This is a genomic window from Streptomyces sp. NPDC023838, from assembly GCF_040639555.1.
In the GTDB taxonomy this organism is placed as follows: Bacteria; Actinomycetota; Actinomycetes; order Streptomycetales; family Streptomycetaceae; genus Streptomyces.
In genome coordinates this window covers 1-25,694 of sequence record NZ_JBFAAD010000050.1, presented here as the reverse complement: position 1 = coordinate 25,694, position 25,694 = coordinate 1, and the positions used below count along the sequence as shown (strand labels likewise).

Annotated in this window: 23 protein-coding genes; 14 read left to right on the top strand and 9 right to left on the bottom strand. The window is 72.1% G+C overall.

From position 1 onward, the window contains the following. Positions 1 to 182 precede the first annotated feature (182 nt). The 4 genes from AB0G17_RS34720 to AB0G17_RS34705 all read left to right on the top strand — a co-directional run bounded on the left by AB0G17_RS34720 (position 183) and on the right by AB0G17_RS34705 (position 3,877). Positions 183 to 719: a GNAT family N-acetyltransferase gene (locus tag AB0G17_RS34720; RefSeq protein WP_361391352.1), complete on the top strand. Its 537-nt coding sequence runs from the start codon at positions 183 to 185 to the stop codon at positions 717 to 719. Positions 720 to 957: 238 nt separating this feature from the next. Beyond that, positions 958 to 1,794: a metallophosphoesterase gene (locus AB0G17_RS34715; protein ID WP_361391349.1), complete on the top strand. Its 837-nt coding sequence runs from the start codon at positions 958 to 960 to the stop codon at positions 1,792 to 1,794. Positions 1,795 to 2,043: 249 nt separating this feature from the next. Beyond that, positions 2,044 to 2,883: an NAD(P)H-binding protein gene (locus tag AB0G17_RS34710; RefSeq protein WP_361391346.1), complete on the top strand. Its 840-nt coding sequence runs from the start codon at positions 2,044 to 2,046 to the stop codon at positions 2,881 to 2,883. Between the two features lie 160 nt (positions 2,884 to 3,043). Then, a complete protein-coding gene (locus AB0G17_RS34705) occupies positions 3,044 to 3,877 on the top strand; it encodes a Mut7-C RNAse domain-containing protein (RefSeq protein ID WP_361391343.1) in 834 nt (277 codons plus the stop codon). Positions 3,878 to 4,031: 154 nt separating this feature from the next. Here the strand turns inward: AB0G17_RS34705 and AB0G17_RS34700 are convergent, their stop codons facing one another. Together AB0G17_RS34700 and AB0G17_RS34695 are read right to left on the bottom strand one after the other, a co-directional pair. Next, a complete protein-coding gene (locus AB0G17_RS34700) occupies positions 4,032 to 4,511 on the bottom strand; it encodes a MarR family transcriptional regulator (RefSeq protein WP_361391340.1) in 480 nt (159 codons plus the stop codon). Between the two features lie 86 nt (positions 4,512 to 4,597). After that, positions 4,598 to 5,185: a TetR family transcriptional regulator gene (locus tag AB0G17_RS34695; protein WP_361391337.1), complete on the bottom strand. Its 588-nt coding sequence runs from the start codon at positions 5,183 to 5,185 to the stop codon at positions 4,598 to 4,600. A 101-nt stretch (positions 5,186 to 5,286) separates the two neighbouring features. Between AB0G17_RS34695 and AB0G17_RS34690 the strand changes: the two genes are divergently transcribed. Further along, positions 5,287 to 7,047 carry an FAD-dependent oxidoreductase gene (locus tag AB0G17_RS34690; RefSeq protein ID WP_361391334.1) on the top strand — a complete coding sequence of 587 codons (1,761 nt, stop codon included), beginning with the start codon at positions 5,287 to 5,289 and terminating at the stop codon, positions 7,045 to 7,047. 289 nt (positions 7,048 to 7,336) lie between these two features. On the opposite strand, the gene AB0G17_RS34685 is transcribed toward AB0G17_RS34690, so the two are convergent. Then, positions 7,337 to 8,026 (bottom strand): hypothetical protein, encoded by a 690-nt coding sequence (locus AB0G17_RS34685; RefSeq protein ID WP_361391331.1) that lies wholly within the window; start codon positions 8,024 to 8,026, stop codon positions 7,337 to 7,339. A 76-nt stretch (positions 8,027 to 8,102) separates the two neighbouring features. On the opposite strand from AB0G17_RS34685, the gene AB0G17_RS34680 reads away from it, so the two are divergent. The 3 genes from AB0G17_RS34680 (at position 8,103) to AB0G17_RS34670 (ending at position 10,234) form a co-directional block, all read left to right on the top strand. Next, complete coding sequence (locus tag AB0G17_RS34680) at positions 8,103 to 8,438, top strand: YnfA family protein (protein ID WP_361391328.1); 336 nt, start codon at positions 8,103 to 8,105, stop codon at positions 8,436 to 8,438. 87 nt (positions 8,439 to 8,525) lie between these two features. Then, positions 8,526 to 9,290, top strand: coding sequence for an SDR family NAD(P)-dependent oxidoreductase (locus AB0G17_RS34675; RefSeq protein ID WP_361391325.1), 765 nt, complete (start codon positions 8,526 to 8,528; stop codon positions 9,288 to 9,290). Between the two features lie 131 nt (positions 9,291 to 9,421). Then, a complete protein-coding gene (locus AB0G17_RS34670; protein WP_361391322.1) occupies positions 9,422 to 10,234 on the top strand; it encodes a hypothetical protein in 813 nt (270 codons plus the stop codon). Between the two features lie 62 nt (positions 10,235 to 10,296). Here AB0G17_RS34670 and AB0G17_RS34665 read toward each other — a convergent pair whose 3' ends face one another. Then, complete coding sequence (locus AB0G17_RS34665; protein ID WP_361391319.1) at positions 10,297 to 11,490, bottom strand: RtcB family protein; 1,194 nt, start codon at positions 11,488 to 11,490, stop codon at positions 10,297 to 10,299. A gap of 254 nt (positions 11,491 to 11,744) precedes the next feature. Here AB0G17_RS34665 and AB0G17_RS34660 point away from each other — a divergent pair, with 254 nt between their 5' ends. The 3 genes from AB0G17_RS34660 to AB0G17_RS34650 all read left to right on the top strand — a co-directional run bounded on the left by AB0G17_RS34660 (position 11,745) and on the right by AB0G17_RS34650 (position 14,876). Then, a complete protein-coding gene (locus AB0G17_RS34660) occupies positions 11,745 to 12,656 on the top strand; it encodes a DUF3558 domain-containing protein (RefSeq protein WP_361391316.1) in 912 nt (303 codons plus the stop codon). A gap of 71 nt (positions 12,657 to 12,727) precedes the next feature. Further along, positions 12,728 to 13,483: a DUF3558 domain-containing protein gene (locus tag AB0G17_RS34655; RefSeq protein ID WP_361391313.1), complete on the top strand. Its 756-nt coding sequence runs from the start codon at positions 12,728 to 12,730 to the stop codon at positions 13,481 to 13,483. Positions 13,484 to 13,616: 133 nt separating this feature from the next. Next, the gene (locus AB0G17_RS34650; RefSeq protein WP_361391310.1) at positions 13,617 to 14,876 is read left to right on the top strand and encodes a DUF2637 domain-containing protein; all 1,260 of its coding nucleotides are present in this window, start codon (positions 13,617 to 13,619) and stop codon (positions 14,874 to 14,876) included. Positions 14,877 to 14,943: 67 nt separating this feature from the next. Here AB0G17_RS34650 and lysS read toward each other — a convergent pair whose 3' ends face one another. Continuing rightward, positions 14,944 to 16,680 (bottom strand): lysine--tRNA ligase, encoded by a 1,737-nt coding sequence (lysS, locus tag AB0G17_RS34645; protein ID WP_361391307.1) that lies wholly within the window; start codon positions 16,678 to 16,680, stop codon positions 14,944 to 14,946. Between the two features lie 180 nt (positions 16,681 to 16,860). Between lysS and argS the strand changes: the two genes are divergently transcribed. Then, on the top strand, positions 16,861 to 18,624 hold the full coding sequence (gene argS, locus AB0G17_RS34640; protein ID WP_361391303.1) for an arginine--tRNA ligase: 1,764 nt from the start codon (positions 16,861 to 16,863) through the stop codon (positions 18,622 to 18,624). 34 nt (positions 18,625 to 18,658) lie between these two features. Here argS and AB0G17_RS34635 read toward each other — a convergent pair whose 3' ends face one another. After that, positions 18,659 to 20,035 (bottom strand): helix-turn-helix transcriptional regulator, encoded by a 1,377-nt coding sequence (locus AB0G17_RS34635; protein ID WP_361391300.1) that lies wholly within the window; start codon positions 20,033 to 20,035, stop codon positions 18,659 to 18,661. Between the two features lie 346 nt (positions 20,036 to 20,381). Between AB0G17_RS34635 and AB0G17_RS34630 the strand changes: the two genes are divergently transcribed. After that, entirely contained in the window at positions 20,382 to 21,146 is a 765-nt protein-coding gene (locus tag AB0G17_RS34630; RefSeq protein ID WP_361391297.1) for a DUF4232 domain-containing protein, read from the top strand. A 5-nt stretch (positions 21,147 to 21,151) separates the two neighbouring features. On the opposite strand, the gene AB0G17_RS34625 is transcribed toward AB0G17_RS34630, so the two are convergent. Continuing rightward, positions 21,152 to 22,354 (bottom strand): PLP-dependent aminotransferase family protein, encoded by a 1,203-nt coding sequence (locus AB0G17_RS34625; RefSeq protein WP_361391294.1) that lies wholly within the window; start codon positions 22,352 to 22,354, stop codon positions 21,152 to 21,154. Between the two features lie 226 nt (positions 22,355 to 22,580). Between AB0G17_RS34625 and AB0G17_RS34620 the strand changes: the two genes are divergently transcribed. After that, a complete protein-coding gene (locus AB0G17_RS34620) occupies positions 22,581 to 23,498 on the top strand; it encodes a hypothetical protein (RefSeq protein ID WP_361391291.1) in 918 nt (305 codons plus the stop codon). Here the strand turns inward: AB0G17_RS34620 and AB0G17_RS34615 are convergent. Both AB0G17_RS34615 and hemB read right to left on the bottom strand, forming a co-directional pair. Beyond that, entirely contained in the window at positions 23,473 to 24,450 is a 978-nt protein-coding gene (locus AB0G17_RS34615) for a molybdopterin-dependent oxidoreductase (RefSeq protein WP_361391288.1), read from the bottom strand. The genes AB0G17_RS34620 and AB0G17_RS34615 overlap by 26 nt on opposite strands. Before the next feature lie 21 nt (positions 24,451 to 24,471). Next, complete coding sequence (hemB, locus tag AB0G17_RS34610) at positions 24,472 to 25,458, bottom strand: porphobilinogen synthase (RefSeq protein ID WP_361391285.1); 987 nt, start codon at positions 25,456 to 25,458, stop codon at positions 24,472 to 24,474. Positions 25,459 to 25,694 lie beyond the last annotated feature (236 nt).

Here is a 25,694-nt window from a genome sequence, read left to right as displayed (position 1 = left end):
GGGTGGGTGGCTGGCTGGTCTCCAGTGGGCTGCGCCCCGGCCCCTGTTTGTCTGCGGGCCGAGTGTGGCTGGTCGCGCCCACCGAGCCCGTAGTCGGCGAACCCAGTCGCCCGGCTGAGGGCTCAAGGGAACGGGCGGGGTGGGGGATCCCCCCTGTCAGACCCCCCGCCTACAGTCCCCTCATGGACACCCCCATGGACACCCTCATCGACCTCACCCCCTGGACCCCCGACGACCTCCCCCTCCTCCACCACTCCAACTCCCCCGCCATGACCGCCCACACCGGCGGCCCCGAGGACGAGGAGAAGCTGCTGGCCCGGCAGCAGCGGTACGTCGCGCTGAGTCAGCGCGAGCCCGCCGAGGGCCGGATGTTCCGGATCTCGCTCGCGGGGACGGGCGAGGCCGTCGGGTCGGTCGGGTACTGGCCGCGCGAGTGGCAGGGCAAGGAGGTGTACGAGACGGGGTACGGGATCCTGCCCGAGTTCCAGGGGCGCGGGCTCGCCGTCGCCGCGCTCGTGGCGGTCGCGCGGGCCGCACGGGAGGCGGGCGGGCGGCGGGAGTTGCACGCGTACCCGTCCGTCGACAACGCAGCGTCGAACGTCGTCCTCCGCAAGGCCGGGTTCCGCCTCCTGGGCGAGGTCGAGTTCGAGTACCCGCCGGGCCATCCGCTCACGTCCAACGACTGGTGCCTCGACCTCGGGGAGCAGCCGCTCGGCTAGGGCCTGTCCGATGGATCTGGCCGCCCTCGGTGCGGGTGGCGGTTTGGGTCCGGTCGGCTTCGGTGCGGCGCGTACGGGAATCCAGGTTCAGGGCGCCGCCCCCGGACACCCCGGGGCCACCGCCCCGGACCGGGCCACCACCCCGCGATCGGCCCTTGTACGTACCGCCGGCCACCCCCTAGAGTCCTAGGGTCCTAATGGAAACAAGCGACTCAACCATTAGCTGAGCGGCTCACCCATGAGCTTGCCCAGGTGGCTCATCATCCACGTGACCCAGGGGGATCCCGTGCTGCTTGCCCACATCAGCGATCTGCATCTCGACGGGGGCGCGCGAGCCGCCGAACGCGCCGCTCGGGTCGTCACGTACATCAACGCGATGTCCCGCCGCCCGGACGCCGTCCTCGTCACCGGCGACATCGCCGACCACGGCGCCCCGGCCGAGTACGCCGAGGCCGCCGAACTGCTCGCCCGCATCCACGCCCCCGTCCTGACCTGCCCCGGCAACCACGACGACCGCGCCGCGTACCGCAAGGGCCTGCTCGACCTGCCGGGCGAGCCGGGCGGCACGGCCCCGGACCCGTACGCACCGGTCAACCGCCTGCACCGGCTGGGCGATTACGCGATCCTGATGTGCGACTCGACCATCCCCGGCGAGGACGGCGGCATCCTGGAGGAGGCCACCCTGGAGTGGCTGGCCCGCATGCTCGACGCGCTGGACGGCACCCCGACGCTGATCGCCTTCCACCACCCGCCGACGGTGATCCACCACGAGTACCTGGACTCGATCAACCTCGCCAACGCCGACCGGCTGGCCGGACTCCTGGCGGGGCGCACCCATGTGCCCGCCGTACTCGTCGGCCACGCCCACACCTCCGCCGCGACCACCTTCGCCGGGCTGCCGCTGCTGATCGCGCCAGGCGTGACATCGACGCTGCGGATGCCGTGGGAGGCCGGAGAAGGCCTGGTCAACATCGTTTCGCCGCCCGGGGTCGCCTTCCATGTCCTCGACGAGGAGCAGCGGATCATGAGCCACTTCCGCGTGGTCGAAAGCCGCGACGAGCGCCCGGCCGGGTAACCACACGAACGCATCCCGAAGGCTCACCGAAATCCCCTTGACCGGTGAGCCTTCTTCACGGATATTTATCTGCGTAACGCAGATTTTGCGGAGCACAGTTCCTGCGGTGCGCATCTCGTATGCGTCTCGTACGCAGCTCGCAGACGTCTCGTACGCAGCCCGCATACGTCTCGTACGCAGCCCGCATACGTCTCGTACGCAGCCCGTACGCACCTCACGTCCACCCACCCTCTCCTCAAGGTGAACCCCATGACCATCCTCGTCACCGGCAGCCGCGGCACCATCGGCTCCACCCTCATCTCCCTCCTCCGCGCCGCCGGCACCCCCGTGCGCGCCGCCTCCGCCGCCCCCGAGAAGCTCGATCTGCCCCCGGACATCGCGACCGTACGGCTCGACCTCGACGATCCGGCGACCTTCCCGGCCGCGCTCGCCGGAGTCCGGCAGGTCTTCCTGTACGCCAACCCCGCGCACATCGACGCCTTCCTCACCGAGGCGAAAGCCGCCGGAGTGGAGCACATCGTGCTGCTCTCCTCCAGCTCCGTCCTGTACGCGGGCGCCGAGGACAACCCGATCGCCCGCCGCCACCTCGCCGTCGAACAGGCCCTGAAGGCCTCGGACATCGACGCCACGCTCCTGCGCCCCGGCGCCTTCGCGGGCAACGCGGGCGGCTGGGCCTGGTCGATCAAGTCCACCGGCACGGTCGCCCTCCCCTACCCCGGCACCCACGCCAGCCCCATCCACGAGGCGGACGTCGCCGACGCCGCCCACGCGGTGCTCGCCGAGCCCCGGCTGCGCGGCGCCGCGTACCACCTGACCGGTCCCGAATCCCTCACCGCCGGCGAGCAGATCGCCGCGCTCGCCGCCGCGACGGGCCGCGAGATCGCCGTCGAGACGGTGAGCCCCGAGGCGTGGAAGGAGTCGATGGCCGCGTACATGGACGCCGAGGTCGCGGACGCGCTGCTAGGCTATTTCGCCTCGTACGACGGGCGCCCCGACACGGTCACGCGCGGCGTCGAAGAGCTGACGGCCCGCCCGGCCCGTACGTTCGCGGCCTGGGCGGCGGAGAACGCGGAGTCGTTCCGCCCCTAGCGCGGCAGCACAAGCCCGAGCGCAGACCCGACCGCGGGCCGGGCCCAAGGGCAGGCCGACCGTAGCCCGCTCACAGGGCCGACCGAAGGCCCGCCCGCAGGCCCGAGCACCGGCCCCAAATACGTGGCTCCCGCCCCCCGCCCGATGGCATCCTGACGTCGTGAACGGACCGGAGATCCACTGTCGATTCGCCCCCGAGCTGCACCTCTTCGTCCCGGCCGAGCGCCGCGCGGGGCGTACGGCGGTGGTCACGGACGGGTCGTCCACGCTCGGCCACGTCGTCGAGTCGCTCGGCGTCCCGCTGACCGAGGTCGGCCGGCTTCTCGTCGACGGCCACGAGGTGCCCGTCTCGCACATCCCGCGCGCGGGCGAAAGCGTCGAGGTGTGCGCCGTCGAGCGCCCCCAGCAGGTCCCCGGCGCCCCGCTCCGCTTCCTCCTCGACGTCCATCTCGGCACGCTGGCCCGCCGCTTGCGGCTCCTCGGTGTCGACGCGGCGTACGAGAGCGAGGACATCGGCGACCCCGCGCTCGCCACGCTCTCGGCGGCCGAGCGGCGCGTGCTGCTCTCCCGGGACCGGGGGCTGCTGCGCCGCCGCGAGCTCTGGGCGGGCGCGTACGTCTACAGCCACCGCCCCGAGGACCAACTCCGGGACGTACTGGAGCGGTTCGCGCCCGTACTCGCCCCGTGGACCCGCTGCACCGCCTGCAACGCGCCGCTGCGGGAGGCCGACAAGGACTCCGTCCGCGAGCTCCTGGAACACGGGACGCGCAGCGCGTACGACGTCTTCGCGCAGTGCACGGCGTGCGAGCGCGTGTACTGGCGCGGCGCCCACCACGCCCGCCTGGAGGCGATCGTCGAGGAGGCGATGGCGGAGTTCGGCGGGGCGGGATCCGGTGGGGCGGAGGTCGGCGGGCCGGGGTCCGGTGGAGCGGGGCCCGGTGGAGTGGCGACCGGCGGGGCCGAGTTCGGCGGGGCGGCGACCGGCGGGCACTGACGGTCGTCAGAGCCCTGGAATCGCCGTACGCCGGTTCAGGCCGTACGCCGGTTCGGGCCGCACGGCGGTTCGGGCCGCACGGCGGTTCAGGCCGCACGGCGGTTCAGGCCGTACGCCGGTTCAGGCCGTACGCCGGTTCAGGCCGTACGCCGGTTCAGAATTCACCGCCCCTGAGCCGCTCGATCTGCGCGCCGGAGAGCTCGACCGTCCGCCGCATATGGGCGATGAGCAGCTCGATCTCGCCGTCGTCGTACGCGTCGAACATGGCGGACCACGCCCCGTTCAGCTTCCCCCACACCGCCCCCAGCTCGGCCATCCGCTCGGGCACGGCCTCGACCAGCACCTTGCGCCGGTCCTCGGTGTCCCGCCTGCGCGTGACGTATCCGGCCTTCTCCAGCCGGTCGACCAGGCGGGTGGCCGAGCCGGTGGTGAGTCCGGTCAGCTCCGCGATCCGCCCGGTGGTGACGGGCCCGGGCTCCAGGCCCAGCAGGTTGAGGCACTGGAGGTCGGTGGGGTGCAGCCGCAGATGGTCCGCGAGTGCCTGGTTGAACAGCGCGTACGAGGCCATGTAGCGGCGCGACTCCACACCGAGCTCGGTCATGAGACGGGCGCGGGCGTCCTTCTTCTGCGGCATGCAGAAATTGTACGGCGCAGGGGGCGCCCTGGGTGCTCATGCCCGTACGTTCCGGACACAGCCGAGGCCGAGGCCGTACGGGCGGGTCAGGGCGCCTCCGCCGTGAGGTAGCGCTGCACGGTCGGCGCGAGCCAGGCGATCACCTCTTCCCGGGTCATCTCCACGACGGGCGGGAACTCCAGCACGTACCGCGCGAGCGCCATCCCGAGGATCTGCGAGGCGGCGAGGGCCGCGCGGCGCGGCGCGTCGGCGGGGTCGGGGCAGACCCCGGCCGCGACCGGCCCCAGCTGGCCGCCCAGGACGGCCCGCATCCGCTCGGCCCCGGCGGCGTTGGTGACACCCACGCGCAGCATCGCGGTCAGCACGTCGTCCCCCTCCCACCGGTCGAGGAAGTGAGTGACGAGAACGGCCCCGATGTGCTTGTCCGGCAGCGCACCCACATCCGGGAAACGCAGGTCGAGTTCGGACGCGGCGGCGAACAGGCCTTCCTTGTTCCCGTAGTAGCGCATCACCATCGACGGGTCGATGCCCGCGTCCCGCGCTATGGCGCGGATGGTGGCGCGCTCATAGCCGTCGGCCGCGAAGCGCTCGCGGGCGGCTTCGAGGATCGCGGCTTTGGTGGCGTCGGAGCGGCGGGGGCCGGCAGCGGGGACGTCGGGGGCGGCGGGCTTCATGTCAACAACTGTAGGCCAACAGGTGTTGACACGCCAGTCTCGGCGGCTCTATATTTGCCAACAAGCGTTGACCAACAAGCGTTGGCACTCAGGAGGTCGTCATGAACGGCACCACCGGCACTGGCACTGGCACCACCACGGGCACCACCGAAATCGCCGACGTTCTCGTCGTGGGCGCCGGCCCCACCGGGCTGCTGCTCGCCGGAGACCTGGCGGCGGCGGGCCTGAGCGTCACGCTCATAGAGCGCCGCTCGCACGGGACGAGCACGATGACGCGCGCCTTCGGTGTCCACGCCCGCACCCTGGAGCAGCTCGACGCCCGGGGCCTGGCGGACGAGCTGATCGCCACCGGCATGAAGGTCGACCGGATGAGCCTGTTCCGCCGCCTCTCCCTCGACCTGAACCGCCTGCGCTCACGCTTCCCGTATCTGCTGGTGACCCCGCAGTACCAGGTGGAGCACCTCCTTGAGCGCCGGGCGCGGGAGGCGGGCGTGGAGTTCCGCTACGAGACGGAGCTGCTGGGCCTGCGGCAGGACGAGGACGGCGTGACCGCCGACGTCAGGACCCTCAGGGCCGACGGACCGGCCAGGACCGCCGCTGAAACCGGCAAGACCGAAGAGGCCGGGACCGCTGAAACCGGCAAGGCCGACGAAGCCGGGGCCATGGAAACCGGCGAGGGCGACGAAGCCGGGGCCGTTGAAACCGGCAAGACCGAAGAAGCCGGGCCCATAGAAACCGGCAAGGCCGACGAAGCCGGGGCCATGGAAACCGGCAAGGCCGAAGTGGCCGGAGCGCACGGCACGGACGCGGAATTCAGCCTCCGCGCCCACTACCTCGTCGGCGCCGACGGCGTGCGCAGCGCCGTGCGCCACGCCCTGGGCCTGCCCTTCCCCGGCACCTCGGTGATCCGCTCCATCGTCCTGGCCGACGTGAAGCTCGCCGAGAAGCCCGGCGGCTCGCTCAGCGTGGCGGGCTCGGACGAGGCGTTCGCCTTCGTCGTCCCCTTCGGCGACGGCTACTACCGCGTGATGGGGTGGAACAGGAAGCACCAGGTCCCCGACAGCGCCCCGATCGACCTCGACGACGTCCGCGAGATCACCCGCCAGGCCCTGGGCACGGACTACGGAATGCACGACGCCCGCTGGCTCTCGCGCTTCCACAGCGACGAGCGCCAGGTCCCCCGGTACCGGACGGGCCGCATCTTCCTCGCGGGCGACGCCGCGCACGTCCACTCCCCCGCAGGGGGACAGGGCCTCAACACCGGTATCCAGGACGCCGCCAACCTGTCCTGGAAGCTCGCCGCCGTACTGCGCGGCGACACCAGCGAGCCCGAGGCGCTGCTCGACAGCTACCACGACGAGCGGCACCCCGTCGGCACGGCGGTGCTGCGCACCAGCGGCACGATCGTCCGCCTCGCCATGGCGCACAACCCCCTTCAGCACACGGCCCGTTCCCTCGTGACCCGCCTCCTGAACGGGGTGCGGCCCGCCCGCGACAAGGCGATGGGCCGGATCAGCGGCATCGGGATCGCCTACCCGGCGCCGCGCGGCACCCACCGCCTCACGGGGACCCGCGTCCCGGACCTGGCGCTGGCGGAGGGCCGCCTGTACGAGCTGCTGCGCGAGGGCGAGTTCGTCCTGGTGACGCCCGACGACGGCCAAGCGACAGCAGCGCTCACGGCCTCGGCGCCCGCCCGGCGGCTCATACGGGCGCACTGGGCCGGCGACCGCCGCACCACGCTCCTGGTCCGCCCCGACGGATATGTGGCATGGGCGAGCGAGAACCCGGACGCCGCCGCCCTCGAAGAGGCCCTGCGCCGCTGGACGGGCGAGCGGAAGTCCGTGGCGGCGGGGCAGGCGTAAGACCAGCCCGGGCAGCCGCCCCGCCCGCCTCCTCCGGCAGCCTCCCCGGCAGCCGCCCCGCCCGCCTCCTCCGGCAGCCTCCCCGGCAGCCGCTCCGGCACCGCTCCGCAAGCCGCCCATCATGCCGCCCCCGGGCCCGCCCAGGGGGCGGCTTCAGGGGCTCAGCCCGGGGGCGGCGCCAGCGGCTCCGCCCAGGGGCGGCGGCGTCAGCGGCTCAGTCCATGGCGCGGCTCGCGGGAGGGCCGCCCGCCGGGCTCACCCCCGAGGGGCCCGGCCCGGGTCGGCCCGCTCAGTACGCGTACTTGTCCCCCGTCGCGGGCGCCAGCACCCGATGCGTGTTGTTGTCCGGGTTGCGGTCGCCCGCCCCACCGCTCCAGGAGGTGTTGATGTTGACGACGACCTCGGCCGGGCTGCCCGCGACACGCAGATCCAGCGCGATCGGCCGCCCCGTCCCGGCGGCCCGCATCGCCCCCGTGGAGCACAGCACGGTCTCCGGACTGCCGCGCAGGCACTCCGGCGGCAGTTGCTCGGTGCCCGCGAGCGGCGCGGAGAACCGCAGCCGGACGGTGGCGTCCGGGACGGCGTCGGGCCCGTGGTTCGACGGCTCGACCCACACGCCGACGCGCCCGTCCCAGAGGGAGACGTGCCCGTGGTAGGCGAGATCGGCGTCGGCGGCGGGCGCGGACGGGGCGACGGCGCCCGGGTCCAGCACGGCCGGGGCGGCCGGAACGGCAGGAACAGCCGGAGCGGCAGGAGCGGACGGGGCCGCACCGGCCGCCTGGCTGTCGCCCGTATCCGTACCAACTCGCGCCCCACCGGGCACGGGCACGGGCACGGCGCCCATGCGGCCCACGGGATCACCCACGCCCCCGTGCGCGGCGCCGCCATGAGCCACCCCGGCGGACAGCCCGCACACCGCCACCAGCACGGCACCAGCCCCCACCGAGACCCCCGTGAACCGCCTGAACCCCCTACGCATCCCAACCATGCTCGAAAGATACCTTTAGCGGCTTATATTCCCCGGTTGCCACCCCGACGCGTGCGACGCTGTCCGCATGCTCGTCGCCCGGTCCGTGCTCCTGTTCCTCCTCGCCGCCGCCTTCGAGATCGGCGGGGCCTGGCTCGTCTGGCAGGGCGTCAGGGAACAGCGGGGATGGATCTGGATCGGCGCGGGGGTGATCGCGCTCGGCGTGTACGGGTTCGTGGCGACCCTCCAGCCGGACGCCGAGTTCGGCCGGATCCTGGCCGCGTACGGCGGGGTGTTCGTCGCGGGCTCGCTGGCTTGGGGCATGGTCGCCGACGGCTACCGCCCGGACCGCTGGGACATCACCGGCGCGCTGATCTGCCTCGCCGGGATGGCGGTCATCGTGTACGCCCCGCGCGGCCGCTGAGGACAGCACGCCCCTGCCCGGCCACGGGAGACCTGAGCACCCGGCCTATCCTGACCGCATTCCGATCATTCGCGCGAGGAGTACGCCATGACCGCCACCGGGACCCCCATCGCCGTCGTCACGGGCGCGAGCAGCGGTATCGGCGCCGCCACCGCGCGGCAACTGGCCGCCGCCGGCTACCGCGTGGTGCTCACCGCACGCCGCAAGGACCGCATCGAGGCCCTGGCCGCCGAGATCAACGAGGCGGGCCACCAGGCCACGGCGTACGCCCTCGACGTCACCGACCGCGCCGCTGTGGACGCCTTCGCCGGCGCCTTCCGCACCATCGGCGTCCTCGTCAACAACGCGGGCGGCGCGCTCGGCGCCGACCCAGTCGCCACCGGCGACCCGGCCGACTGGCGCCAGATGTACGAGACGAACGTCATCGGCACGCTCAACGTCACCCAGGCCCTGCTCCCCGCGCTCGACGCGTCCGGCGACGGCACGGTGGTCATCCTCTCCTCGACGGCGGGCCACGCCACGTACGAGGGCGGCGCGGGCTACGTCGCCGCGAAGAACGGCGCCCGGGTCATCGCCGAGACCCTGCGCCTCGAGATCGTGGGCCGCCCGGTCCGCGTGATCGAGATCGCGCCCGGCATGGTGAAGACGGACGAGTTCGCCACGACCCGCTTCCGCGGCGACAACGAGAAGGCGGCGAAGGTCTACGCGGGCGTGGCCGACCCCCTGACCGCCGAGGACGTGGCGGAAACCATCACCTGGGCCGTCACCCGCCCCCCGCACGTCAACATCGACCTCCTGGTCGTCCGCCCCCGCGCCCAGGCCTCGAACACGAAGGTCCACCGCGAGCTGTAACCCGGACGGCATTGCCGTCGGCCCGGCGGGGCGGGCCGACGGCGCACGCCGGGAGCGCGCACGCTCGCCAGTTCGAGTGACGGCGCGCGGATTCCACACGCGCACCCGACAGGGCGTTCGAGCATCGCCTCATGACCTTCATGGACCTCGAAGACCCGCGTTACGCCTACATGTTCGGCTTCCTCCAGGCCGACGGCCACCTCGCCCAGGGCGCCGGCCAGAAGGGCCGCCTCACGGTCGAGATCAGCTACCGCGACATCGGCATCCTGGAAGAGTTCCGGCGGCTGACGCCGTACAACAGCACGATCAGCGAGCGCACCCGGACCACGAACTTCTCCGAGTCCCACCGCTCCGCGATCTGGACGCTCTGCTCACTCGAAGCCCGCACGACACTCGCCGAGGCCGGACTCCCGTACGGACGTAAATCCACCCGCATCAAACCGCCGCGCGTACCCTTCTCGCGCCCCGACTACCTCCGCGGCGTCATCGACGCGGACGGCTCCGTCGGCTACACCGGACAGGGCTTCCCGTTCGTCTCACTCACCACCGCCAGCACCGCCATCGGCGCATACCTCTGCCACTACGCGAAGAAGGTCACTGGCGCCGAACGCCTCATCGCGCGCAACGCCCGCGACGGCATCTACAACATCCTCTACGCGAAGGAAGCGGCGCAGGCCCTCGGCGCGCACCTGTACTACCCGGGCTGCCTCTCCTTGGAGCGCAAGCGAGCCGCAGCCGACTCGCTCGGCGCATGGGTCCGCCCGGCCGGAATGCGAGCAGCCCACACGCAGCGCCGCTGGAAGGAATGGGAGGACCGAAGGCTGCTGGAGCTCAACGACAGCACCGCAGCCGCGGAAGAACTCGGCCGGACCAAGCGAAGCTGCCACCTTCGCCTCTGGCGTCTGCGCACCGGAAAAGTCCCCATGCAGACAGACTCCAGGTAATGCCGACAGACCCCAGGTAATCAGGAGGCCGGAGCCGACCCACGGCTCCGGCCTTTCAGGGCTCAGCCCTTCACACAGATGAACTGCTTGAGCTTCGCCACGACCTCGACGAGGTCGCGCTGGTGCTCCATCACCTGCTCGATGTCCTTGTACGCCGCCGGGATCTCATCCAGGACGCCGGAATCCTTGCGGCACTCCACGCCCCGGGTCTGCCGCTCCAAGTCCTCCGTCGTGAACCGCCGCTTCGCCGCATTGCGGCTCATGCGCCGTCCCGCCCCGTGCGAAGCCGAGTTGAACGCCTTCTCGTTGCCGAGGCCCTTCACGATGTACGAGCTGGTGCCCATCGAGCCCGGAATGATCCCGTAGTCGCCGGAACCGGCGCGAATCGCGCCCTTGCGGGTGACCAGCAGGTCCATGCCCTCGTACCGCTCCTCCGCCACGTAGTTGTGGTGGCAGGAGATCTCCGGCTCGAACGTCGGCTTGGCCTTCTTGAACTCCTTGCGGACCACGTCCTTCAGGAGCGCCATCATGATCGCGCGGTTGTACTTGGCGTACTCCTGCGCCCAGTACAGATCATTTCGGTAGTCCGCCATCTGAGGGGTGTCCGAGACGAACACCGCCAGGTCACGGTCGACGAGACCCTGGTTGTGGGGGAGCTTCTGCGCCACTCCGATGTGGTGCTCGGCCAGTTCCTTGCCGATGTTCCGGGAGCCGGAGTGCAGCATCAGCCACACCGCGCCCCTCCCATCAGTGCAGAGTTCAACCATGTGGTTGCCCGAGCCAAGTGTCCCCATTTGCTTAACAGCCCGCTCCTCCCGGAACTTGACCGCGTCCGCCACCCCCTCGAACCGCCCCCAGAACCCCTCCCAGCCCGCCGTGGCGAAGCCGAAGAAGCGGGTCGGGTCGACTGCCGTGTCGTGCATCCCCCGCCCCACCGGAATGGCCTGTTCGATCTTGGAGCGGAGGCGGGAGAGGTCGCCCGGGAGGTCGTTCGCGGTCAGGGACGTCTTGACCGCGGACATGCCGCAGCCGATGTCCACCCCGACCGCCGCCGGGCAGACCGCGCCCTGCATCGCGATGACCGAGCCCACCGTCGCGCCCTTGCCGTAGTGGACGTCCGGCATCACGGCCAGGCCCTTGATCCACGGCAGCGTGGCGACGTTGCGCAGCTGCTGCATCGCGACGTCCTCGACCGTCGCCGGGTCCGCCCACATCCGGATCGGGACCTGCGCCCCCGGTACCTCTACGTACGACATAATTCCTCTTTCCCCCGCGTTTCCCGCGTCTCCCGAGACTCCCGCGTCTCCACAGTCACCCCTACTGGGTGATCTGACCGGTTTTCCCGAAACATCCCTTTGCGCCATCATGCGCCTGGTGCGCAAAAACCGTCACCAAAGACCACAAACAGGACAGTGGACCGGCGTTCACGGCAGCGCGTGCGATAGACATTGTGTCCAGCCGCCGCCTTCCGGCGGCAACCGCTTTTCCTCCCGAAAGGAGCCTGGGAACCGTGCAGCGAAAGGCGTACGTACCCGGTGTGGCGCTCCTCGTGGCGCTCGTCGCGGGCTGCTCCTCGGGCTCCGGCAACGACGGCACCACCACGGACTCCAAGGCGGGTGTGCCCAAGGCGGCCGCCGCGCCGCCGGGGCGGTACCGCACGCTGCCGGAGCCGTGCCGGGCCGTGAACAAGGGCGTCCTCAAGGACATGCTGCCGGGCGCGGCCGAGCTGCCGGAGGACCAGAAGGCCAAGACGTACGCGGGGGCCGCGGAGCTCACGTACGACACGGACCGGCGCGTGGGCTGCCGCTGGAAGGACGAGGCGCCGGACGGGACGCACCGGCTGTTCGTCGACTTCGAGCGGGTCGTGTCGTACGACCCCGCCGTCAGCGACGACGACCGGGCGAAGACCGTCTACGGGAAGAAGGAGTCGGCCGCCCAGCTGCCCGCCCCGAAGGACGGCGGCAAGGACGCTCCCCGTCCGGGCGGGACCGGCGGGACCGGCGGCACCGGTGCCAAGCCCGGGACCCCCAACACCACCCCCTCCGGCAAGGCCTCCGGCACGCCCTCCGCCGGAGCCGGGCTGCACGTGCAGAACCGGGCCGCCGCCCCCGGCACCCAGCCCGCCTCCCCGCCCGCCTCCGCCGCCTCCTCCGGCTCGCCCGCCACCACCCCCGACGGGCTCCAGCCGCGTATCCTCAGCGGGCTCGGCGACGCCGCGTATCTGGACGACGCGCTCGCGGCGAGCGGGTCGGCCGCCCAGCGCCGTACCGTCACCGTCGTCTTCCGTGCGTCCAATGTGATCGTGACCGTCGAGTACACGGAGCAGCCCACCGCCCCGAACGCCGCCGCCCCCGACAGCCAGGAGCTCCAGGAGAAGACCCGGGCCCTGGCCGCCAAGCTCGCCGAGCTCTTCGGCGAGTGAGCCCGCCGGGCCGGCTGAGCGACCTCATGAGCGACCAGACAGCAGCGACCAGCGAAGGAACGCGTAGAACCATGCACCGACCCGCCCCCGCCACCGCCCCGCGCACGCGGCTCGCCCGTGTGCTCGCCTGCGCCGCCGTCCCCGTGATGCTCGTCGCCGTCGGCTGCTCGTCGGACTCCGGCGGCGACGAGAAGAAGAAGGACTCGGGGGCGTCGTCCTCGGCCGTCACGCCGAGCGGCAAGCAGTCCTCGTCACCGACGGTGGCCCCGGCCAAGTACGCCAAGCTGCCCGATCCGTGCAAGGCGCTGGCGGAGAAGACGATCGACAGCCTGGTGCCGAAGGCGAAGTCGAAGTCGGGCACGGCGGGCAAGTCGACGGACGTGGCCTCGCAGGGCACCTGCTCGTGGAACGGTCTGGACGACAAGGGTGTGAAGGGCTCGCAGTACCGCTGGCTGGACGTCTCCTTCAAGCGGTACGGCTCGGACGCGGCGATCGGCAGCGGCGACCAGCGCGCGGCGAAGGAGTACGCGCGGCTGCTCGCCTCGACGAAGGCGACGGACGGCGCGAAGAACGTGAAGGCGGCGCAGGTCAGCGGCATCGGCGACGAGGCGACGGCGGTCAGCTACGACCTGCACAAGACGGACGAGGACTTCAAGTACGCGGTGGTCGTGGCCCGTACCGCGAACGCGGTGGTGGTGCTCGACTACAACGGCGCGGGCTACCAGGGCGCGGACGCGCCGGACGCCGGTGATCTGATGAAGGACGCGCAGAGCGCGGCCAAGGAGGCGGTGGCTTCGGTGGTCACGGCCAACGGCGGCAAGCAGTAGCCGCAGCCGGTTTCAGCATCGGCCGGTAACGAGCCGGGCTCGATACGGAGTCCTGCCCTCCCCTGTGGGCGGGACTCCGTATCCATGTGCCAGGCTTTGCGCGCCGGTTGTCGACGACGGAGGGGGATCGCGGGTGGCCGCGACGCAGCTCACGCGCACGCATCGCATACTCATCGGGGTGGTGGTCGCGGGTGCGGTGATCATTGCCGGGATCGGGTTCGCGGGTTCTTACGCGGCGGTGCGCGCGCTCGCGGAGAAGAAAGGTTTCGGTAACTTCTCCCTCGTCTTCCCGATCGGCATCGACGCGGGCATCTGTGTGCTCTTGGCGCTCGACCTGCTGCTGACCTGGATCCGCATCCCCTTCCCGCTGCTGCGCCAGACCGCCTGGCTGCTGACCGCCGCCACGATCGCCTTCAACGGCGCGGCGGCCTGGCCCGACCCGCTCGGCGTGGGCATGCACGCGGTGATCCCGGTCCTGTTCGTCGTCGCCGTCGAGGCCGCCCGCCACGCGGTCGGGCGGATCGCGGACATCACCGCCGACAAGCACATGGAAGGCGTCCGCCTCACCCGCTGGCTCCTCTCCCCCATTCCCACCTTCCGCCTGTGGCGCCGTATGAAGCTGTGGGAGCTGCGCTCCTACGAGCAGGTCATCAAGCTGGAGCAGGACCGCCTCGTCTACCGCGCCCGTCTCCAGGCCCGCTACGGCCGCGCCTGGCGCCGCAAGGCCCCGGTCGAGTCGCTGATGCCGCTGCGGCTGGCCAAGTTCGGCGTCCCGCTCGCCGACACCGGCCCGGCCGGGCTCGCCGCCGCCGGCATCGAGCCGACGCTGCTGCCGACCGCCCCGCCGGTCACCCCGGTGGTCACCGCCACCCCGCAGCCGGTGGAGCTCCCGGCGGGCCCCGAGCCGGTGCCCGCGCCCCAGGCGCAGCAGGCCCCGTCCCAGCAGCCCGAGCCCCAGCCCCAGCCCGGAGAGGCCATCCCGGCCGAGAGCCCCTGGTTCGCCGCGCAGCAGCTCTCCCAGGACGCGTACGAGGGCACGTACGACCCCCAGTACATCGAGGGGCTGGAGCCGACTCCGGTGATGGTCCCGGCGGGTCCGGGCCGCACCCGCCCGCTCGGCAACGCGCCCGAGCAGCAGCTGCCGCACATGGCCCCGGCGCCCGCCGACGAGTCGTGGCAGCCGGAGGACACCGTGTTCGCGGACATGGCGTACAAGGTCTTCGTCGAGTACGTGAACGAGCTCAGCGACTATCCGACCGTCGAGGCGCTGGAGATACACCTCGCGGACGGGCACGGCGCGTCGCATCCGCGCGGCGCGGCCCTGCTGCGCCGGCTGATGCCGGAGTTCAAGCAGCGCTACCACGCGGAGCTGGAGGCGGACCACATCGCGTAGGGCGCGGCCGCACACGCAAAAAGGGGGCCCGGGCGCGATGCCCGGGCCCCCTTTCCCGTACGGGCGACTACGCCGCCAGCAGCTTCCTCACCCGGTCCGCGCCCACGGCGAGCAGCAGCGTGGGCAGGCGCGGGCCGGTGTCGCGGCCGACCAGCAGGTGGTACAGGAGCGCGAAGAACGTCCGCTGGGCGGTCTTGATCTCCGGCGGCAGCTCCTTGGGCGTGGCGTCCGGGGAGAACCCGGCCTGGACCTTCGGCACGCCGTAGACCAGGTGGGTCAGACCGTCTAGCGACCAGTGGTCGTCGAGGCCGTCCACGAGCAGCCGCAGCGACTCGCGGGCCGCCTCGTCGAGCGAGCCGAGCAGCTCGGTGTCCGGCTCCTGGCGCACCACGGTCCGCTGGTCGGCGGGGACCTGGGTGTTGATCCACGCCTCGGCCTTGTCGAGCCGGGGCCGCACCTCGTCGAGCGAGGCCAGCGGGTTGGCCGGGTCCAGGTCGCTGAGGATGCGGATGGTCTGCTCGTCGTGGCCGGCGGTGATGTCGACGACCGAGGCGAGCGTGCGGTACGCCATGGGGCGCGGGGTGCGCGGCAGCTCACCGGCGGCGGTGCGGGCGGCGCGCGCGTAGGCGGCGGCGTCGGCGGGCAGCACGGTGCCGTCGGCGACCTTGGCCTCCAGCTTGTCCCACTCGTCGTAGAGCCGCTGGATCTCCTGGTCGAAGGCGATCTTGAAGGACTGGTTGGGCTTGCGGCGCGCGTACAGCCAGCGCAGCAGCTGCGGCTCCATGATCTTCAGCGCGTCGGCCGGGGTCGGCACGCCGCCCTTCGACGACGACATCTTGGCCATGCCGCTGATGCCGACGAACGCGTACATCGGGCCGATCGGCTGCTCGCCGCCGAAGATCGAGACGATCTGGCCGCCGACCTGGAACGAGGAGCCCGGGGACGAGTGGTCGACGCCGGACGGCTCGAAGATCACGCCCTCGTACGCCCAGCGCATCGGCCAGTCGACCTTCCAGACCAGCTTGCCGCGGTTGAACTCGCTGAGCCGGACGGTCTCGGAGAAGCCGCACGCCGAGCAGGTGTAGGCGAGCTCGGTGGTCTCGTCGTCGTAGGCGCTGACGGTGGTGAGGTCCTTGTTGCAGCCGCCGCAGTACGGCTTGTACGGGAAGTAGCCCGCCGAGCCCGTGCCGTCGTCCTCGGCGGCCGCGCCGGAGCCCTCGGCGGCCTCCAGCTCGGCCTCGTCGACCGGCTTCTGGCCCTTCTTGGCGGGGGCCTTCTTGGTGCGGTACTGCTCCAGGATCGCGTCGATGTCGCCGCGGTGCTTCATCGCGTGCAGGACCTGCTCGCGGTAGGCGCCGGAGGTGTACTGCTCGGTCTGGCTGATCCCGTCGTACTCGACGCCGAGCTCGGCCAGGGCCTCGGTCATCGCGGCCTTGAAGTGCTCGGCCCAGTTCGGGTACGCCGAGCCCGCCGGGGCCGGGACCGAGGTGAGCGGGCGGCCGATGTGCTCGGCCCATGACTCGTCGATGCCCGCGACGCCGTTCGGCACCTTGCGGTACCGGTCGTAGTCGTCCCAGGAGATCAGGTGGCGGACCTCGTACCCGCGCCGGCGGATCTCGTCCGCGACCAGGTGCGGGGTCATGACCTCACGGAGATTGCCCAGGTGGATGGGGCCGGAGGGGGACAGGCCGGAGGCGACGACGACCGGTTTGCCAGGCGCACGACGCTCCGAGTCGGCAATGACCTCGTCCGCGAAACGGGAGACCCAGTCGGTCTCGGTGCTGCTCTGAGCCACGGTCGGCACGTCCTTCTTTCTCGTACGCCTTGAAGAGGCTGGCCCGCCCATTGTCCCAGACGGAACCACCCCCTCCGGGGTTGCCCGTATTCCCGGAGAAACGGGGAAGGGCCTCGTGGGAGAATCCCCTTGTACGCATCCCGCTCGCAAACCGGTTTACGGGCGGCCGACCGACAGGAAACGGAACCCATGGCTTCGGTCCCTTCCCTCGCTTCCACTGTCCAGCAGCGCCTGGCGGACGCCCTCTCGGCAGCCCTGCCGGAGGCCGGCTCCACCGACCCGCTGCTGCGCCGAAGCGACCGGGCCGACTTCCAGGCCAACGGCATCCTGGCGCTCGCCAAGAAGCTCAAGGGCAACCCGCGTGAGCTGGCGACGAAGGTCGTGGGGGCGATCGGGCCCAACGAGGAGCTGAAGGAGATCGAGGTCTCCGGCCCCGGCTTCCTCAACATCACGCTCACCGACGCGGCGATCATCCGAACGCTGGCCGGGCGCGCCGCCGACGACCGGCTCGGCGTGCCGCTCAAGGCCGACCCGGGCGTCACGGTCATCGACTACGCCCAGCCGAACGTGGCGAAGGAGATGCACGTCGGCCATCTGCGCTCGGCGGTCATCGGCGACGCGTTGCGCGCCATGCTCGACTTCACCGGCGAGAAGACGATCGGCCGGCACCACATCGGCGACTGGGGCACCCAGTTCGGCATGCTCATCCAGTACCTGATCGAGAACCCCGGCGAGCTGGCCCCGCCCGAGGACGTCGACGGCGAGCAGGCCATGTCGAACCTGAACCGGGTGTACAAGGCGTCGCGCGCGGTCTTCGACTCCGACGAGGAGTTCAAGGAGCGGGCGCGCAAGCGGGTGGTCGCCCTCCAGTCCGGCGACAAGGAGACCCTGGAGCTGTGGCAGCAGTTCGTGGACGAGTCGAAGGTCTACTTCTACTCGGTCTTCGAGAAGCTGGACATGGAGATCCGGGACGACGAGATCGTCGGCGAGTCCGCGTACAACGACCTGATGCCGGAGACGGCCCGGCTCCTGGAGGAGTCCGGTGTCGCGGTGCGCTCCGAGGGCGCGCTGGTGGTCTTCTTCGACGAGATCCGCGGCAAGGACGACCAGCCGGTGCCGCTGATCGTGCAGAAGGCGGACGGCGGCTTCGGCTACGCGGCGAGCGACCTCTCCGCGATCCGCGACCGCGTCACCGAGCTGGACGCCACGTCGCTGATCTACGTCGTGGACGTACGCCAGTCGCTGCACTTCAAGATGGTCTTCGAGACGGCCCGCCGGGCGGGCTGGCTCGGCGACGAGGTCACCGCGCACAACATGGGCTACGGCACGGTGCTCGGCGCGGACGGCAAGCCGTTCAAGACCCGTGAGGGCGAGACGGTCAAGCTGGAGGACCTCCTCGACGAGGCCGTCGAGCGGGCCACGGCGGTCGTGCGCGAGAAGGCCGAGAAGGTCGGCCTGACCGAGGAGGAGATCGTCGAGAACGGGCGGTACGTCGGGATCGGCGCCGTGAAGTACGCGGACCTGTCCACGTCGGCGAACCGTGACTACAAGTTCGACCTGGACCAGATGGTGTCGCTCAACGGTGACACGTCGGTTTACCTCCAGTACGCGTACGCCCGGATCAAGTCGATCCTGCGCAAGTCCGAGGGCGCGGCCCCCACGGCCCACCCGGAGCTCGAACTCGCCCCGGCGGAGCGGGCGCTCGGCCTGCACCTGGACGCGTTCGGCGAGCTGCTCACGGAGGCGACCGCCGAGTACGCGCCGCACAAGGTGGCCGCGTACCTGTACCAGCTGGCGTCCCTGTTCACGACGTTCTACGACCAGTGCCCGGTGATCAAGCCGCGCCCGGCGCAGGAGGTCGTCGAGAACCGGCTGCTCCTGTGCGACCTGACCGCCCGGACGCTCCACCAGGGCATGGCCCTGCTGGGCATCCGGACGCCCGAGCGCCTCTGACCGACCCCGTGCGGGGAGCGGCTCACGCCGTGGCTCACGTGGTGAGCCGCTCCCACACGTTGGTGTCCAGCCGGTACTCGTACGCCGGGCGGCCCTTGACGGCGCTGCTGTGGAACGGCTTGCCGTTGTCGTAGACCGGGATCTTGCCGGAGCGGTCGCCGCTGCTCCAGTCGATCTCCAGATACCAGGTCACGTCGTGCGCGTCGGTGTGCACATCGAGGTTGAGCACCTGCGGATCGGTCGTGGACACCTTGTACGGGAAGTCCTTGGCGGGCACCTTCACTTCGCCCTGTGCGCCGCCGACCGGCTTGGTGCGCGGCTGGGCCGCGTCCAGGTCGATGTCGAAGAAGCCCGGGGTGACCGAGCCCCCGCACCCCGAACCCATCGAGTACGCGGTCCAGTCGAGCGGCGCCCCGCGGTCCACGACCCGTACGTGCACGGCGTTGATGACGACCGACTCGGCCGTCTTCCCGGTCGCGGTGAGCTGGAGCGTGAGGTGGCCGCCGTCGACCCCGCCGAGCAACTGCGCCCAGGGGCGGCTCTCCTCCGGGGCGGGCGGGCGTGGCACCGAGCCCGGCTTCTGGTCGAGCAGATAGAACTTCCCGCAGGGCCCGTCCCACTGGTACGAGCTGACGCCGACGGCGAGCGGGTCGGCGGCGGGCGGGGCGTGCCTGCGGGGGGCGGGCGACGACGGGGTGCGGGCGGACGGGCTGCCACTGCCGCTGCCTGCCGGGCTCGGCGAGGAGGCGTCCGGGCTCGGCGAGGGCGACTTGGCGGGCGCGGTCTTCGGCCCGGTCTCCCCGCTCGCCCTGGCGTCGGCGACGGTCTCGCTCCCGGCGCTCTGGTCGTCCCCGGACCCGCCGCCCAGGCTCGCGACGGCCACGGCGGGCACGCCGAGCGCGACGACGACACCGGCGGCGATGAGACCGAGCCGGGTGCGCCTGGTCATACGAGGCGTACGGCGTGGGGCGACGTCGCCGACCATGCCTACCAGCGGGGGCTCGCCGGGGCCGGGGTCGGGCGCGGATGCGGGTTCGGATGCTGGGGCTTCGCTCGGCGCCTCGGGCTTCGCCTCGGGCTTCGGCTCGGGCTCCGCTTCGGCCACCGGTTCGGGCGCGGCCGCTGCCGTCGCCGCTGCTGCCGCCGTTCCGCCCCGCGCCCGGCGCCGGGCCTCGTCCGCCAGGATCCAGCGGCGGTGGAGCTCGACCGACTCGTCCCGGGTGGCCCCGCAGAGCCGGGCCACCCGGTCGACGGGGGCGTACTCGTTGGGCACGGCGTCGCCGTTGCAGTACCGGTGGAGCGTCGACGTACTCACATGGAGCTTGCCCGCCAGGACTCCGTAACTCCGTCCCGAACGGTCCTTCAACTCCCTGAGCAACGCCGCGAAATCCTCGGACTCAGCCGTAGCCACGAGCCGTTCCCCTCCCCTGTCCGTCCCGGAATCGCGTTCCAGGGGAAGGCAGTTCCCCCAGGTCAGAGCGTGTTTCCGCGTTCCAGCTTCCCCCATTGTCCCTTGCTGATTGCGGTCGGCGCCGACCGGCCCGCAAGGTGAGTGCAGCAACCAGCCACACCGGCACCACCGGGGAGCAGGCAATGCGATTCCGCATCCGGGTCAACCTGGCGGACTCGATGGCCGCCGCGATGCTGGCCACCTCGGTGGTCACGGTCATCGCGCTGATCATCAGCCTTCACACCTGACCCACCACGCACTTACGCCGCACCACTCACGCACCGACCAACGGGGAGCTCGATCCACCATGCGCACCAACCTCCGCATCACCGCCGCCGCGACCACCGCCCTCATCGCCGCGCTGTCCCTCAGCGCCTGCGGCAGCGACTCCGGTTCGAAGGGGTCGGACAAGGCGGCGGCATCGCCGTCCGCCTCGGCGCCCGCCACCTCCGCCACGGACGGCGGCCGCCAGGGCGCCTCGACCGGCGGCGACACGGCCGGCACCACGGGCGGCACGGGCGGCACCTCCGGCAGCACCGGCGGGTCCGGTTCGACGAGCGGCGGGCACAGCACCGCCAAGCCCGCCAAGTCGACCGGCAAGTCCTCGGGCGGCCAGTCGGGTTCGGGCTCCGGTTCCGGCTCGGGCAGGCACGTCACCTGCACCGGCTCCACCATCAAGCTGACCGCGACCCCGGTCTCCCGCCCGATCAACCACGTCCTGCTGACCGCGACCAACACCGGCAAGACGACCTGCGACGCCTACAACGCCCCGGCCGTGAAGTTCTCCAATGCCCAGTCGCCGATCGCGGTCGACAAGGACACCATCCCGCAGGCCGTGGTCTCCATCGCGCCGGGCCAGTCGGCGTACGCGATGGTGCGCACCCAGGGCGAGCCGGACGGGACCGACCCGTACATGACCAGCCAGGTCGTCGTGTACTTCGTGGGCGCGGTCGACAACGGGTCGGTCGGCCGCTCGGCCTACGCCTCGCTGTCCAAGCCGGTCGGCGTCGTCGACGCCCAGGCCATGGCCACCTACTGGCAGTCGGACCTGGGCGCGATCAGCGCCTGGTAGCCCGGTCAGCCCCGCAGCGCCCGCCCCAGCCGCCGCAGCCCCTCGGCGATCTCCTCGGGCGAGGAGGTGACGAAGCAGAGCCGCAGCGCGGCCGGGTCGGGCGTGCCCGCGAAGAAGGGCGCGCCGGGAACGTACGCCACGTCGTGAGCGACCGCCTCCTTCAGGGAGGCGGTCGCGTCGCTTCCCTGCGGCAGCGTGGCCCACAGGAACATGCCGCCCTCGGGCCGGTTCCACGAGGAGCCCTCGGGCAGCGCGTCCGCGAGAGAGGCGAGCATGGCGTCCCGGCGCTCGCCGTAGGCCGCGCGGACCGTGGCGACGTGCGCGTCCAGGTCCCGGTCGGCCAGATAGCGGGCGGCGGCCAGCTGGTTGACGGTCGGGGTGTGCAGATCGGCGGCCTGCTTGGCGACGGCGCAGGCCCGCAGTAGCGCCTCGGGCGCCCGCAGCCAGCCGAGCCGCAGCCCCGGCGCCATGATCTTCGAGTAGCTGCCGAGCAGCACGGTCCGGTCGGCGGCGTCCTCGTACGCCGAGATCCACGGCACGCTCTCGCCCTCGTAGCGCAGCTCGCCGTACGGGTCGTCCTCGACCACCCACAGGCCGCGCCGGGCGGCGACCCCGGCGACAGCGCGGCGTCGCTCGGCGGTCATGGTGCGGCCGGTCGGGTTCTGGAAGGTGGGCACGGAGTAGAAGAGCTTCGGCCGCTCCCGCGCGACGAGTTCGTCGAGAGCCACGGGGTCGGGCCCGTCGGCGTCCGAGGGCACGGCGACGATCCGGGCGCCGGCGAACCCGAAGGCCTGGAGGGCGGCGAGGTAGCACGGGTCCTCGACGAGCACGGTGTCGCCGGGCTCCACCAGCGCCGCCGCGAGCAGGGTGAGGCCCTGCTGCGACCCGGTGGTGATCAGCAACTGCCCGGCCTCGGTGGGCAGTCCGCGCGCGGCGAGCCGGGCGGCGGTGGCGGCCCGCAGCCCCGGGTCCCCCTCGGTCGTCGAATACTGGAGCGCCGTGCGGCCCCGGTCCGCGAGCACGGCGTCGAACGCCTCGCGCAGGCCGGCCACGTCGAACAGCTCCGGCGCGGGCAGCCCGCCCGCGAACGAGATGACCTCGGGCCGTGCGGTGAGCGCCAGGATCTCCCGTACGGGCGAGGAGCCCACGGAAGCCGCGCGCGCGGCGAAGGCGGGCACGGCGGCGGGAACGGCAGCGGCGACGGACATGGTTACGGCCCCCAGTCATTTCATAGGACGTCCAACTGACCCGCAGCGTACGCACATCGGTGCCGCCTACACACGTCTGTCCGCTCTGCGGTCCACGTCCCGGGGTCCGTCCGCCGCGCTCTGAGCCCGCCCGGGTGACCCGGCCGCGCGGCTGCACCCCGGCCGGCCGCCGGAGTGGCTACCTCTGGGGGGACGAAGGCGCGAGACGACGACGGCGGGAGTGCCAGTGGGCCGGGACCAGGACCAGTGGGGCGCGGGGGAGGACGGGGACGGCCCCGTCCGGGCGGAGCTCCACGTCCACCCCGCGGGGACATGGCTGTACGTGGGCGAGCCGCACGGCATCCTGCGCGTCCCCCTCGGCGAGGACGGCCGCCCGGAGGCCCCGGCCGAGTGGACCCCGGGGCTGCGGCCGTACGGGGTCGCGGCGGACAGCACGGGCGCACGCCTGTACGTCACCGACCCGGCGAGCGAGCGGCTGCTGTGGCACGTCCTGGACCCGGCCGGCAGGCCCTCGCGCGGGGTGGGCTGGCAGGTGTTCACGCCGACGGGGGCGCGGCCCGGCGGGACGGTGGCGGCGCACCCGGCCCGGCCGCTCCTGTACCTCGCCAACCTGGACGAGAAGGCGGCCGTCTCCTGCGTACCGCTGGGCCCGGACGGCGGGCCCGACGACGACGGCACGACGACGCTCTGGGTACGCGGCACGGCCCCCCTCCACAAGGGCCTCGCCGTCCACCCGGCGGGCACCCACCTCTACGTCAGCGATCCCCGAGGGCGCGCCCTGAACGTCTTCGCGCTGCGCGCGGACGGCCGGGCGGACTCCGACGGGCCGTCACTGACCCTTCAGATGCCGCAGAGTCCGGGCCCGCTCACGGTCCACCCGGCGGGCGGGTGCGTCTACTTCGCGGAGCGCGAGACGGGCACGGTCTACCGCGCCGCCCTCGCGCCCGACGGCCTCCCCGCCCAGGACACCGGCCCCGAGGCGCTGGCGGGCTTCACGGTCCCGCACTGCACGGGCATCGCGGTGCACCCGCGCGGCACGTACCTCTACGCGTCCACCACGGCCACGCTCGCGGTGACGGAGCTGAGCCCGCACACCGGCCACCCGTCCGGACGCCCGGTCACGCTTCCGCTCCCCCGCCGCTGACGCCGACGGTCACCGTGACCTCGTGGACCGAGTTGCGCGCGCCCGGCGGCGGCTGGACGCGTCCGTCCCGGTCGGTGGCGCGGGCGCGGACGCGGTGGCGGCCGGGCGGAAGCCGCAGGTCGAGGGTGAAGGGCTGCCAGGCGGGATCGGCCCCGAGGGGTTCGAGCGAGGCGGGCAGCCAGGGCCCCTCGTCCACGCTGACCTCGACGCCGACGACTTCACACGTACTCCAGGCCCGCCCGGCCAACCGCACGCGCCCGTCGGCGAGTCGATCGCCGTCCCGCGGCCCGAGGATCTTGCTGCCGACGTCCACGGAGCGGACCGGGCGGGCGGTCTGCTCGCCGGGGTGGACGCGGGTGTAGAAGCGCGTGGTGAACATGTGGTCCGGCCGTTCGTCGGCCAGGATGATCCGGGTCAGCCACTTCACCGAGTTCGTGCCGAACATCCGGGGCACGACGGTCCGCAGCGGGTGCCCGTGCCGGACGGTGAGCGGCTCGCCGTTCATCTCGTACGCGAGGAAGACGTCGCGCCGGGCGGTCTCCAGGGGCAGGTCCTTCACGTACGAGAGCCCGTCCTCGCCGTCGAACGAGCCGGTGTCCGCGCCCTCGAACCAGACGTGCCGCGCGGAGGCGAGCGGCACGGCCCGGTCGAGGAGGACGGAGAGGTCGAAGCCGGTCCACACCAGGTTGGCCACGGCCCGGGTCGGCACGTCCGGCCGGAACGGGCTGCCGAAGCACTCGTGGAAGGCGGTGAAGCGGCGGGCGGGCAGGGCGAGGAGTTCGTCGAGCCGCAGCTGGAAGGGCAGCTCGACGAGCCCCTCGACGGAGAGGGTCCAGGAGTCGACGTCCACCTCCGGGACCCCGAGGTGGGCCCGTACGAAGACGTGGTCGACGGGCGTGATGAAGTCGACGACGTCGTCGAAGTCCCGTACGTCCAATGCCTGTTCCGCCATTGCCCACCCCGTCGCGTGCGCCTACAGTCCGCGGGCGACCTCCGTCGCCCAGTACGTCAGGATCATGTTCGCACCGGCCCGCTTGATTCCCGTCAGGGTTTCGAGGATCGCCCTGTCGCGGTCGATCCAGCCCTTCTCGGCGGCGGCCTCGACCATCGCGTACTCACCGCTGATCTGGTACGCGGCGACGGGGACGTCCACGGACTCGGCGACCTTGGCGAGGACGTCGAGGTACGGCCCGGCCGGCTTCACCATGACCATGTCGGCGCCCTCTTCGAGGTCGAGCGCGAGCTCGCGCAGGGACTCGCGGACGTTGGCGGGGTCCTGCTGGTAGGTCTTGCGGTCCCCGCGCAGGGAGGAGCCGACGGCCTCGCGGAAGGGCCCGTAGAAGGCGGAGGAGTACTTGGCGGTGTAGGCGAGGATGGAGACGTCCTCGTGCCCGGTCTGGTCGAGGGCGTCACGGACGACACCGACCTGACCGTCCATCATGCCGCTGGGGCCGACGACGTGGACGCCGGCGTCGGCCTGGACCTGGGCCATCTCGGCGTACCGCTCCAGGGTGGCGTCGTTGTCGACGCGCCCGTCGGCGTCGAGGACGCCGCAGTGGCCGTGGTCGGTGTACTCGTCCAGGCACAGGTCGGACATGACGACGAGGTCGTCGCCGACCTCCGCCTTCACGGCGCGGATGGCGACCTGGAGGACGCCGTCCGGGTCGGTGCCGGCGGTCCCGGCGGCGTCCTTCTTCGCGTCCTCCGGCACGCCGAAGAGCATGATCCCTGCGACCCCGGCCTCCACGGCCTCCACGGCGGCCTTCCGGAGCGTGTCCATGGTGTGCTGGAGGACGCCGGGCATGGCCTGGATGGGGACGGGGTTGGCGATCCCCTCCCGGACGAAGGCGGGGAGGATGAGGTCGGCGGGGTGCAGCCTGGTCTCGGCGACCATGCGGCGCATGGCGGGCGTGGTCCGGAGCCGCCGGGGGCGGGCGCCGGGGAAGGAACCGTAGGTCATAGGCCTACGCTACGCCGGTAGCCCCGGGGGGTTTGCCCCACCCCGCGGTGCCCTGGAGCGGGCGGCAGGATTCGTCCGCCTGCGGCCCGGTGGGGGCTGCTCGCGCAGTTCCCCGCGCCCCTTATCGGCCCGGTCTTCGTCTGCGGACCGTGCTGGGTTGCTCGCGCAGTTCCCCGCGCCCCTAACTGCCTAGGGGCGCGGGGAACTGCGCGACCAGCCACAGACGGCCCGCAGAC